Source organism: Azospirillum melinis, assembly GCF_013340935.1.
Taxonomy (GTDB): Bacteria; Pseudomonadota; Alphaproteobacteria; order Azospirillales; family Azospirillaceae; genus Azospirillum; species Azospirillum melinis.
In genome coordinates this window covers 86,383-97,704 of the sequence record NZ_WHOS01000001.1, presented here as the reverse complement: position 1 = coordinate 97,704, position 11,322 = coordinate 86,383, and the positions used below count along the sequence as shown (strand labels likewise).

At 68.5% G+C, this 11,322-nt stretch carries 12 protein-coding genes; 8 read left to right on the top strand and 4 right to left on the bottom strand.

What is annotated here, in order from left to right; genetic code table 11:
- Nucleotides 1–183 precede the first annotated feature (183 nt).
- The 8 genes from GBZ48_RS00455 (at nt 184) to GBZ48_RS00420 (ending at nt 7,225) form a co-directional block, all read left to right on the top strand.
- Nucleotides 184–1,128 carry a GlxA family transcriptional regulator gene (locus GBZ48_RS00455; RefSeq protein WP_246306890.1) on the top strand — a complete coding sequence of 315 codons (945 nt, stop codon included), beginning with the start codon at nt 184–186 and terminating at the stop codon, nt 1,126–1,128.
- Nucleotides 1,129–1,319: 191 nt separating this feature from the next.
- Nucleotides 1,320–1,817, top strand: coding sequence for a dihydroneopterin aldolase (locus tag GBZ48_RS00450; protein WP_174469179.1), 498 nt, complete (start codon nt 1,320–1,322; stop codon nt 1,815–1,817).
- A gap of 4 nt (nt 1,818–1,821) precedes the next feature.
- Nucleotides 1,822–2,523, top strand: a complete 702-nt coding sequence (locus GBZ48_RS00445; RefSeq protein WP_246306889.1) for an amino acid kinase family protein — start codon at nt 1,822–1,824, stop codon at nt 2,521–2,523.
- Nucleotides 2,520–3,089 carry a flavoprotein gene (locus GBZ48_RS00440; RefSeq protein WP_174469178.1) on the top strand — a complete coding sequence of 190 codons (570 nt, stop codon included), beginning with the start codon at nt 2,520–2,522 and terminating at the stop codon, nt 3,087–3,089. Before GBZ48_RS00445 ends, GBZ48_RS00440 begins: the two co-directional genes overlap by 4 nt.
- Nucleotides 3,065–4,489 carry a DUF6513 domain-containing protein gene (locus GBZ48_RS00435; RefSeq protein ID WP_174469177.1) on the top strand — a complete coding sequence of 475 codons (1,425 nt, stop codon included), beginning with the start codon at nt 3,065–3,067 and terminating at the stop codon, nt 4,487–4,489. The genes GBZ48_RS00440 and GBZ48_RS00435 overlap by 25 nt, the downstream gene beginning before the upstream one ends.
- The gene (locus tag GBZ48_RS00430; RefSeq protein ID WP_174469176.1) at nt 4,486–5,106 is read left to right on the top strand and encodes a DUF447 domain-containing protein; all 621 of its coding nucleotides are present in this window, start codon (nt 4,486–4,488) and stop codon (nt 5,104–5,106) included. Before GBZ48_RS00435 ends, GBZ48_RS00430 begins: the two co-directional genes overlap by 4 nt.
- Nucleotides 5,103–5,804, top strand: a complete 702-nt coding sequence (locus GBZ48_RS00425) for a (5-formylfuran-3-yl)methyl phosphate synthase (protein WP_174469175.1) — start codon at nt 5,103–5,105, stop codon at nt 5,802–5,804. Before GBZ48_RS00430 ends, GBZ48_RS00425 begins: the two co-directional genes overlap by 4 nt.
- Nucleotides 5,805–5,956: 152 nt before the next feature.
- Nucleotides 5,957–7,225 (top strand): CynX/NimT family MFS transporter, encoded by a 1,269-nt coding sequence (locus GBZ48_RS00420; RefSeq protein WP_174469174.1) that lies wholly within the window; start codon nt 5,957–5,959, stop codon nt 7,223–7,225.
- Nucleotides 7,226–7,238: 13 nt separating this feature from the next.
- On the opposite strand, the gene hydA is transcribed toward GBZ48_RS00420, so the two are convergent.
- From hydA to GBZ48_RS00400, 4 genes are read right to left on the bottom strand one after another with little or no spacing between them, the layout of a single operon-like run.
- Nucleotides 7,239–8,675 (bottom strand): dihydropyrimidinase, encoded by a 1,437-nt coding sequence (gene hydA, locus GBZ48_RS00415; protein WP_174469173.1) that lies wholly within the window; start codon nt 8,673–8,675, stop codon nt 7,239–7,241.
- A gap of 56 nt (nt 8,676–8,731) precedes the next feature.
- Entirely contained in the window at nt 8,732–9,985 is a 1,254-nt protein-coding gene (locus tag GBZ48_RS00410; RefSeq protein ID WP_209798179.1) for a cysteine desulfurase-like protein, read from the bottom strand.
- Nucleotides 9,986–10,002: 17 nt separating this feature from the next.
- Complete coding sequence (locus GBZ48_RS00405) at nt 10,003–10,530, bottom strand: ureidoglycolate lyase (RefSeq protein WP_174469172.1); 528 nt, start codon at nt 10,528–10,530, stop codon at nt 10,003–10,005.
- Nucleotides 10,527–11,321, bottom strand: coding sequence for an amino acid ABC transporter ATP-binding protein (locus tag GBZ48_RS00400; protein ID WP_174469171.1), 795 nt, complete (start codon nt 11,319–11,321; stop codon nt 10,527–10,529). The genes GBZ48_RS00405 and GBZ48_RS00400 overlap by 4 nt, the downstream gene beginning before the upstream one ends.
- Between the last annotated feature and the right edge of the window lies 1 nt (nt 11,322).

Here is an 11,322-nt window from a genome sequence, read left to right as displayed (position 1 = left end):
CCGAACGCGGCCGCCACTGCAAACAAGGCCGCGGGTAAACAGCGTGTTCGCCGACCATTCGCGACCCACGACGATACGAACAGGAAAGCGGAAGAGGGGCACGGGACAATGAAGTGCAACGAGCAGCAATCCGGCGTTTCCCAGGCCGACACAGTCGGTTTTCTCCTGGTTCCCGATTTCTCCATGATCGCATTCACCGCGGCGGTTGAGCCTCTCCGCCTCGCCAACCACATCAGCGGCAAGGAGTTGTATCGCTGGGTGCTGCTTTCCCCGACCGGCGGCGTACAGCGGGCCAGCAACGGCATCGGCGTCTGCGTCGACCACGCCATCGCCGACGCACCCCCGCTGTCCACCGTGATGGTGTGCAGCGGCATCGGCGGCCACTGGTATGAGGATCGGGCGATGTTCTCGTGGATGCGGCGTTCGGCCGCCCAGGGGATCGCCTTCGGCGCCCTGTGCACGGCCAGCCATATCCTGGCCCGGGCCGGCCTGCTGAACGGCTACCGCTGCACCATCCATTGGGAGAACATGGCCGGCTTCGCCGAAACCTTCCCGGAGATCGAAGCGACCGGCGAGCTGTTCACCATCGACCGCAACCGCTTCACCTGCGCGGGCGGCACCGCCGCCACCGACATGATGCTGCACCTGATCGCCGCGCGCCATGGCGAGAAGCTGGCGATGGACATCGCCGAGCAGCTTCTGCACACCAAGATCCGCGCCGGCAGCATCCGCCAGCAGGAGGAGCTGCAAGCCAATCCGGTGCTGGACCATGAGGATCTCCACGCCGCGGTGGCGGTGATGCAGGCCAACATCGAGGAACCGCTGGATCTGCTGACGCTCGCCGCGGAACTCGGCCAATCCCGCCGGAATCTGGAACGGCTGTTCCGCAAATACATGAACTGCTCGCCGGCCAAATACTATCTCGGCCTCCGGATGAAGCGGGCGCGGCAGCTGCTGTGCCAGACCCGCATGTCGGTGATGGAGGTGTCGATCAGCTGCGGCTTCATCTCCGCCACCCATTTCAGCAAATGCTACCGCGACCATTTCGGCATCGCCCCGCGCAGCGACCGTCAGAGCCAGCGTCACAGCCCACTTGCCGCCGCGCATGAGTTCGCCGGCCTGACCTGACGCCGCAGCGGGGGCGGACGATCAAGCGGGACCGGATCGAGGAAAACAGGCATGGGGCGGCGGAAATCGCCAGATTGCTGTCGCGTTCGAACAGATGCCGCCCTCCGGAGGTCGGTAAGGTACAAATGCGGCCCGCCCGACACCAGTTCCACGCTCGGCCCCGCCGGACAACAGCCAGGAGGACGGCACCGATGCTAGACGCGATTCTTTCCGCCCAATGCGCGCGTGGCCTGACCGCCGCCGACTCCAGGCTGTCCACCATCCCTGCCGGCCTTTACGAGCTGTTCCTGGAAAACGTCATCCTGCCCTGCCGGATCGGCGTCTTCGATTATGAGCGTGACGCGCCTCAGCGGGTGCGCATCGACCTGCTGCTGCAGGTGCGCCAGGACGGCGCCCAGTTCTCCGACGACATCGGCGACGTGCTGTCCTACGACGACCTGCTGTCCGGACTGAAGCGGATCCTGATGGACGAGCACACCAACCTTGTCGAGATGCTGGCGGAAAAGATCGCCCGCATGTGCCTCGCCCACGATCAGGTGCAGTCGGCCCGCGTGTCGGTGGCGAAGCTGGACATCTATGACGGCGTCGCGGTGCCGGGGATCCGGCTGGAGCGGACCCGCGACCAGATGCCGGGCCAATCCCTGCCGGCGTCGCGCCGCCCGCTGGCGATGGCGGACCGGCGGATCTGACCCGATGATGGCCAACCCATCGCCCGAAGACGGATCTCCAGCCCCCGCGGCGCGGCCCTGGGTGATCAAGATCGGCGGCAGCCTGTCCGACTGGCACCGGCTGGGAACCTGGCTGGATCTGATCGCCCGGCCCGGCCATCTCCATCCCGTGGTGATCGTGCCCGGCGGCGGGCCCTTCGCCGATGCCGTGCGCGACGCCCAGGACAACTGGCGCTTCGACGACCGGCTCGCCCACCGCATGGCCCTGCTGGCGATGGAACAGTTCGGGCTGATGCTGCACGGCATCTGCCCGACCCTGCAACCGGCGGCGACGCGGGAGCGGCTGCGGTCGCTGATCCGGGTGCGGATGCCGGCGGTGTGGCTGCCGTCGGCCATGGCGCTCGACCAGCCCGAGATCGCCGAAAGCTGGGAGGTCACCTCCGACAGCCTCGCGGCATGGCTGGCGGTGGAACTGGACGCGGCGGCGCTGGTGCTGGTCAAGTCGGGCCCCTGCCCCTGTGCGGCGACCGACGCGGCGTCGCTGGCCCGCGACGGGCTGGTCGACGCGGCTTTCCCGTTCTGGCGCGCACGCTTCGCCGGCGACAGCTGGTGCATCCATCGCGACAACCACATCCTGATGGAAGAGGCGCTGGCGGGCCGCGGCATCCCCGGCTGCGCCCTGCTGCGCTGCCCCGAGGTCGAGCCCCTGCCCAGCGTGCGCGCATGAACAGCATCTCTCCCCCGCCGGCACCGCCGCGGCTGGCCTGGGCGCTGACCGGGTCGGGCCATTACATCAAGGAGACGCTCGACCTGATGGCGCGGCTGGCGCCCCTCGACGTCTTCCTCAGCAAGGCGGCCGAGGAGGTCATGCGGATGTACCGCCGCCGCGACGGCAACTTCCCCCCCGGCACCCGCCTGTTCCGCGACCGGGCCGCCAGCGCCCCGCAGATCGGGCGGTTCTATTTCGGCGAATACCACACGCTGGTGGTGGGGCCGGCGACCTCCAACACGGTCGCCAAATGCGTGCAGGGGATTTCCGACACGCTGCCGACCAACGCCTTCGCCCAGGCCGGCAAATGCCGGGTGCCCTGCATCGTCTTCGCCTGCGACACCGCGCCGGAAATGATGACCGAGGCCCCGCACGGCATGGTGCCGGTCTATCCCCGGCGCATCGATCTGGAGAATGTCGAACGGCTGCGCGGGTTCGAGGCAACCGCCGTCGTCGAAACCGTTCCCGAACTCGAAGCGGCGCTGAAGGCGCGTCTGGAATGTCTGACCACCTCGTCTTCGTGACCGGAAAGCTGGCGGAGCCGCGCCTGCGGGCGATGCTCGACGGGATGGCGCCCGCCCCCTTCCGCTTCGACGTGGTGCAGATCGGCGTCAGTGTCGCCGCCCTGATGACCGAGGAGCTGATCAGGCGCCGCCTGCCGCCCCCGCCTCCCGGCGCGCGCGTGCTCCTGCCCGGCAGGACGCGCTGCGATCTGGCGGCATTGTCCGCTCATTTCGGCGTCGCCTTCGAACGCGGGCCGGAGGAGCTGCGCGACATTCCCGCCTATCTCGGCGGGCGGGCAACGCAGGCCGACCTGAGCGCCCATGCGGTGACGATCTTCGCCGAGATCGTCGACGCGCCCCGCCGTTCCATCGACAATCTGCTGGAGACCGCCGCAAGGCTGCGCCGCGACGGCGCCGACGTCATCGACCTCGGCTGCCAGCCGGGCGAACGGTTCGAGGGACTGGAGGCTGCCGTTTCCGCCCTGGTCGCCGCCGGCCACAGCGTCAGCGTCGACAGCGCCGACCCCGACGAGCTGCTGCGCGGGGCGGCGGCTGGCGCCTCCTACCTGCTCAGCCTCAGCGAGGACACGCTGTGGGTGCTGGACCGGACGGACGCCACGCCAATCCTGGTTCCGGCCAAGCCGCGCGACCTGGAATCGCTGTGCCGCGCCATCGACCGGCTGCAAACCGCCGGCCGGCGTTTCCTGGCCGACCCGGTGCTCGACCCCATCCATTACGGCTTCACGGACTCGGTGGTGCGCTATCACGCCCTGCGCCGGCGCTATCCCGACATCGGGATGCTGATGGGCATCGGCAACCTGACCGAGCTGACCGACGCCGACACCACGGGCACGACGGCACTGCTGATGGGCATGGTGTCGGAACTGTCGATCGGCGCGGTCCTCACCCTTCAGGTCAGCCCGCATGCCCGCACCGCGGTGCGCGAGGCCGACCGGGCGCGGCGGATCATGCATGCCGCCGCGGAAAGCGGCAGCCTGCCGAAGGGCATCGACGACGGGCTGATGGCCCTGCGCGACCGCCGTCCCTACGCCGGCACGCCGGCCGAGATCGCGGAAACCGCCCGCAACATCCGCGACCCCTCCTTCCGGGTCGAGGTGGCGGAGGACGGGGTCCATGTCTACAACCGCGACGGCCACCATGTGGCGACCGACCCTTACCAGCTCTATCCCCTGCTCGGTCTGGCGCAGGATGGCGGACACGCCTTCTACATGGGGGTGGAGTTGCAGAAGGCCTTCCTCGCCTGGCAACTCGGCAAACGTTACGTCCAGGATGAGGATCTCACCTGGGGCTGCACGGTGGAGGAGGCGCCGGAAGCGGAGGCAGGCAGCGACCCGCACGGCTTCAAAGCAGCGGGCACGACCTTGCAGGAGCGGCGGCGGGCCTGCGGAAAGACATCATGATCATCGAAACCATCGTCACCACGCTGGGCGCCGACGGGACTCCGCACATCGCCCCCTTCGGAGTGACGCGGACCGCGGACGATCTGGTGATCGCGCCCTTCCGCCCCTCCGTCACGCTCAACGCGCTCGAAGCCACCGGCCGGGCCGTGATCAATTTCACCGACGATGCGCGCCTGTTCGCCGGCTGCCTGACCGGGCGGCGGAACTGGCCGCTGGTCCCGGCAACCGCCATCGTTGGCGTGCGTCTGGTCGACAGCCTCGCCCACTGGGAGGTGGAGGTGGTCCGGATCGAGGCCGACCCGGTGCGCCCGCGTTTCCATTGCCGGACCGTCCATCGGGAGGCGCATCGGCCCTTCGAGGGCCACAACCGTGCCGCCGCCGCTGTGATCGAGGCGGCGATCCTGTGCAGCCGGCTGCACATGCTGCCCTGGGAGAAGGTGGAGCGGGAAATGGCCTACCTTGCCATCGCCGTCGAGAAGACCGCCGGAGACCGCGAGCGGGAAGCCTGGGGCTGGCTGTCCGACCGCGTGACGGCCTTCCGGTCCGAAAGTCTCGCGGCAGAACCGCCCGCCGGCCCCGTTGCGGACGATATGGCAAAACAACAGGTGTCCTCATGATCCGCATGCTCGCCAGCGTGACCAATCCCGTGGAAGCCGGGATCGCCGTGACAGCCGGGGCCGACCTGATCGATCTGAAGAACCCGGACGACGGTGCCCTGGGTGCGCTGCCGGCCAACATTATCGACGCCTGCCTGCGAACGGTCGATGGACGCAGACCGGTCAGCGCCACCATCGGCGATCTGCCGATGGACCCGGCAGTCATGGCGGCGGCGGTTTCCCGGACGGCGGCCACGGGTGTCGACATCGTGAAGATAGGCATTATGGCCGGGGGCGATCCGCATGCCTGCATCGCCGCGGCAGCACGGGCGCGCGGCGCCGCCGCCCTGGTCGGCGTCATCCTGGCCGACCTGACCGCGCCCACCCCCGAACTGGTCCGCGCCATGGCCGATGCCGGCTTTGCCGGCGTGATGCTCGACACCGGCCTGAAGGATGGCCGCACCCTGCGCGATCATCTGTCGGCCGACGCTCTGGCCGCCTTCATCGGGCAGGTGCGCGAGGCCAGACTGCTGGCCGGGCTGGCGGGGTCGCTGAGGCTTGCCGACATCGGTCCTCTGGCTGCGCTAGGGCCCTCGATCCTCGGCTTCCGCGGCGCGCTTTGCCAGGGCGGCGCGCGGCGCGACGCAATCGACCCGGACAGGGTTGCCGAGGTCGTCCGAAGCGTGCGCGATGCGGTTGTTCTGAACGAGTGCCTCTAACACTCGAACGCCTGCCCCGGATTTGCTGCTTTCTTTTTTCACACCACGGGTCCCCACGGTCGCTGGGGTGGGTTGCAGCGTGGGCGGGTTGACCCTGCGGGCAACCAATGGTCGATTGCTTGGCTCCGCCAACAAAACCGCCCAGGCTGTCCATGACCATCGAAAGCGCCGCCGGCCGATCCGCCGAGTCTCCCAGCGGCAGCCCGGCGGCCACCCGACCTGCCGCCCTTCCGACGAAAAATTCACAGGCGGAGAACCCGGCGCTGCATCATCCGCTGCTGGTCGCCGTCACCCTCGTGCTGGTGGCGCTGAACCTGCGGCCGGCGCTGTCGAGCCTTGCACCGGTGATGGGCGATGTGGTGCGCGATGCCGGCCTGAGTTCCGGGCAGGCCGGGCTGCTGACGACCTCACCCGTGCTTTGCCTCGGCCTGTTCGGGGTGATCGCCCCGCGTCTGGCCCAGCGCTTCGGCACGGAGCGGACGATTTTCTTCACGCTGCTGGTCCTGGGGTTCGGCGTTGCGCTGCGCGGCGTCGGCAATTTCGCCGCACTGTTCGCAGGGGCGACGCTGGCGGGTGCGGGGATCGGCATCATCGGCGTGCTGCTGCCCGCCGTCGTGAAGCGCGACTTCCCCCGCAAGATCAGCCTGATGATGGGGGTCTACACCATGGCGCTCTGCGCCGGGGCGGCGACTGCCGCGGGCGCGACGGTGCCGTTGGAGCGGGCGCTCGGGCAATGGACCGGCGCCCTGGCCTTTTGGGCGGTGCCAGCGGTGGTGGCGGCAGTGGCCTGGCTGCCGCTGACCTGCGGACGGCAGAGCGAGGCCGGCCCCGCCAGCGCGTCTGTGCGCGGCCTGTGGAGCAATTGGCTGGCCTGGCAGATCACCCTGTTCATGGGGCTGCAATCGGCATTGGCCTACATCGTGCTCGGCTGGATGGCGCCGATGCTGCGCGACCGCGGGTTCGACCCGACGACGGCCGGACTGATCGTTTCCGGCTCGGTCATGGTCCAGGTGGTGGCGGCGCTGGTCGCACCCATGCTGGCGACCCGCACCCCGAGCCAGAGCCTCGCCGCCGTCTCCATGCTCGGCTGCAGCCTCGTCGGCATGATCGGCTGCCTCTACGCTCCGCTCTGGACCATCGCGCTGTGGGCGGCGATCCTCGGCATCGGCCAGGGCGGGGCCTTCGCCGTCGCGCTGACCCTGATCGTGCTGCGCTCGCCCGACAGCCGCATCGCGTCGCACCTGTCGGGCATGTCGCAGAGCGTCGGCTACACTCTGGCGTCGAGCGGCCCCTTCCTGGTCGGGCTGCTGCATGGCTGGAGCGGCGACTGGCACGCCTCCGCCCTGCTCTTCGTCGTGATCGCGGTGGCGGCGGGCGTCTTCGGTTATCTCGCCGGCCGCCCCCGCCAACTCCGCCTCTGATTACGCCCTCCGCTCAGTCATACTGAGTCGGGCGGCGGCCGCGCGGTGCCGCGAAGGGCGAAATCGACCGGTGCAGGAACCGGCCATCGCCGGACTTGCCGGTCTGGACGCCCTTGTCGATGATGACGGTGCCGCGCAGCAGGACGGTTTCGGGCCAGCCCGTCACCTCCATCCCCTCATAGGGCGTGTAGTCGGCCCCGTGGTGCATCAGCTCCTGGGTGATCGTCACCTTGCGGTCGGGATCCCACAATACGAGGTCGGCGTCCGCGCCGATGGCGATGCTGCCCTTGCGCGGGGCAAGGCCGTACATCCGGGCATGGTTGGTGGATGTCAGGGCGACAAACTCCTGCAAGGAGATCCGCCCCTTCCCCACCCCTTCGGAGAACAGGATCGGCAGCCGGACCTCGACGCCGGGAATGCCGTTGGGGACCCATTTGAAGGCCGTCCGCTCGCCCTGCTTCTTCTTGCCGGCGGGGCTGTCGAAGCGGAAGGGGCAATGGTCGGAGGAGAAGACCGAGAACAGCCCGGATTGCAGGCCGGTCCAGCAGGCGTCCTGGCTTTCCTTGTCGCGCGGCGGCGGGCTGCAAACGTATTTGGCGCCCTCCATGTTCAGCCCCTTCAGGTCGTCGGCCGTCAGGGTCAGATACTGGGTACAGGTTTCGGCATAGACCTTCAGGCCGCGGCTCTGCGCCCAGCGGATCTGCTCGATGGCGTCGGCGGACGAGACATGGACGATCATGATCGGCACGTCGACGATCTCGGCGAAGGAGATGGCGCGATGGGTCGCCTCCCGCTCCACCGGGATTGGGCGGGATTCGGCGTGGTAATAGGGATCGGTGCGGCCAGCGCGCTCCAGCCGTTCGGTCAGGAACTTGATGGCGTCATAACCTTCGGCATGGACCATCACCAGCGCCTTCTCGCGCCGGGCGACGTCGAACACCTCCAGAAGCTCGCGGTCGTTCAGCTTCAGATCGTCGTAGGTCATGAAGACCTTGAACGAGGTGTAGCCGTCCTGCACCAGGGCGGGCAGTTCCTGCCCCAGCACCTGCTCGGTCGGGTCGGAGATGATGAGGTGGAAGGAATAGTCGGTCAGGCACTGGCCTTCCGCTCGTGCATGGTAGTTCTGGACGGCAGCGCGCAACGACTTGCCCTTGGGCTGGAGCGCGAAGGGAATGACCGTCGTGTTGCCGCCGAAGGCCGCGGAGAGCGTGCCGCTGCGGAAATCGTCGGCCATGACCGTGCCGTCGTCGCCGTCCTGAGCGATGTGGACGTGGCTGTCGATGCCGCCCGGCATCACCAGCCTGCCGGAGGCGTCGAGCACCTGCCCGGATGTGTCGAGCCGCTCGGCCAGCGCCACGATACGGCCATCCTTGATGCCAATGTCGCAGCGGCTGACATCGGCGGCCGTGACCACCGTGCCGTTGCGCACCACCAGATCGAACTCAGCCATGTGCCTTATCCTGTTCCAGATGTGATCGGTCGGTCATCCTCGGGTTATTCCGGCACTCACCGCCGCTGCGGCATGGCCCGACCAAGCGCCGCGATGAGACGGTCAACCTCCTCCAGCGTGTTGTAGTGGACCAGGGACACGCGGATCACGCCGTTGACCGCGGCCAGCCCCAGCGTCTCCACTAGGCGCTTGGCATAGAAATCGCCGAAACGGATGCCGATCATCGACTCATCGACCGCGCTGACCACCTCGTCCGACCGGTATCCGTCCACCACGAAGCTGATGGTCGGCACCCGCAGGGAGCGGTCGGCCGCGGCGTGGCCGATGACCTTCACGTCGTTGCGTTCGCGCAGATAGGAGAGCAGCCGTTCGGCAAGCGCCTCCTCATGGGCGGCGATGGCGTCGAAGGCGGCCTCGATCCTGGCCCGGCGCGGCCCCGTGGCGCCGCAGCGCTCGCCCAGCTCGGCAAGGTAGTCGACGATGCCGGTGCAGCCGACGGCGAGTTCGTAATTCACGTTGCCGGGCTGGAGCTTGTAGGGGATCACCGAGCGGTCGATGAAGTAATGGTTCAGGCTGGGCAGCGCCGCCAGATGCTCGTGCTTGCCGTAGAGAACGGCGAAATGGGGACCATAGACCTTGTAGAAGCTGAAGACGTAGTAATCGACGTCCCAGCCCGCCACATCCACCGCGCGGTGCGGGGCATAGGCGACGGCATCGACCAGCAGCTTGGCGCCGTGCCGGTGCACCAGCCGGGCGATGTCGGCCACCGGGTTAATGGTGCCGAGGATGTTCGAGGCATGGGTGACGCAGACGAGCCGCGTGCGCCCGTTCAGCAGGGGCTCCAGATCGTCCAGCGCCAGTTCCAGGCTGTCGGGGCGGACCGCCCAGGTCCGGATCACCGCGCCTTTCTCTTCCAGCTTGCGCCAGGGGCCGATGTTGGCCTCGTGATCGCAGTTGGTGACGACGATCTCGTCGCCGGGCCGGATCTGTTCGGCCATCGCCGCCGAGAGGGTATAGAGCAGGGCCGTGGTGCTCCCGCCCATCACCACCTCGTCCGGCCGGGCGGCGCCGATCAGTTCGGCGATGTCGGCATGGGCGTCGGCGACCCGGGCGCCGGACTTGCGCGACACGGCGTAGCTGGCCCCCAGTTGCACGTTGCTGGTCAGCAGATAATCCCGGATGCGGTCGGCGACACGCGTCAGGGTCTGGGAACCCCCGGCATTGTCCATGAAGATCCAGTCGCCGGCGAGCGCCGGGAACTGCGCGCGGACAAAGGACAGATCGAGCGGGGAGGTCGTCACGTTCGACACGGGTTCAGTTCCTTCGGTCAGATCGCCGCGGCGTGGTCGGCGACCAGCAGCGGCACGGACAGGGAGACGACGCGGCAGTCGGCGTCGGGATCGGGGGCGCGCCACATCATCATGGCGAAGTCGGCGGTCTCGTCGAGAGCCACAAGCGGACAGTGCCAGACCCCTCCCGCATAGGTGATCGCCTGGTCGGGACCGGCGACGAAGGCGCGGGCGGTCTCCGGATCCGGCTCGCCCCCGTCGTCGGCGAGGGCGGCCACCACCAGGAAGCGCCCGCCGGTCATGGGGACGAAGGTCTGGCTGCTGAGCGGATGCTGCTCCATCGCCGTCACGGCGAAGGGCAGCTGCGAGGGCGTGATGCGGTAGAGCGCCAGCACCGGCGGCAGCGGCTCGCCGGCGAAGCCCAGCCCATGCTCGGCGTCGTAGCGGATGCCGCGCCCGTCATTGACCAGGGACGACCTGCCCATGCCGGCGGAAAGCACCGTGCCGAACGGGGCGAAGGCGTCGCCGGTCAGCGGCACCGTCGGGATGATCCGGGCGGCGCTCAATGGTTCAGGACCGCTTGCAGGAAGGCGCGGGCGCGCTCCTCCTTGGGTGCTGAGAAGAAGGCTTCCGGCTTCGCCTCCTCGACGATCTGGCCGCGCTCCATGAAGATGACGCGGTCGGCAACGCGGCGGGCGAAGCCCATCTCATGTGTAACCACCACCATCGTGACGCCGGTGCGGGCCAGCGACTGCATGACATCCAGCACCTCGCCGACCATCTCCGGGTCGAGTGCCGAGGTCGGCTCGTCGAACAGCAGGATTTTGGGTTCCATCGCCAGGGCGCGGGCGATGGCGACGCGCTGCTGCTGGCCGCCCGACAGCTGGCCGGGAAACTTGCCGGCCTGTTCGGCGATGCCGACGCGGGTCAGCAGTTCCATGGCCCGCTCCTCGGCGGCCTTCGGTGCCAGCTTGCGCACCCGGATCGGCGCCAGCGCGACGTTGCGGAGCACGGTCATGTGGGGGAACAGGTTGAAGCTCTGGAACACCATCCCGACCTCGCTGCGGACGGCCGCCAGATTGGGACCGGGCCGGACGGCGACATTGTCGACCGTCACGGTTCCGGAATCGTAGGTCTCCAGCAGGTTGATGCAGCGGATCAGGGTCGATTTTCCCGAGCCCGACGGGCCGAGCAGAACGACCACCTCGCCTTCCGCCACATCGAGATTGATGCCGGACAGTGCGCAGAAACTTCCATACATCTTGCGCAGTTCGCGGATGGAGATGATCGGCCGGCCGGCTGGGGGCGCCGATGCCGCCCTGCCGGCTTCACCCGCCTGCATGTCGTTGAACTGCATG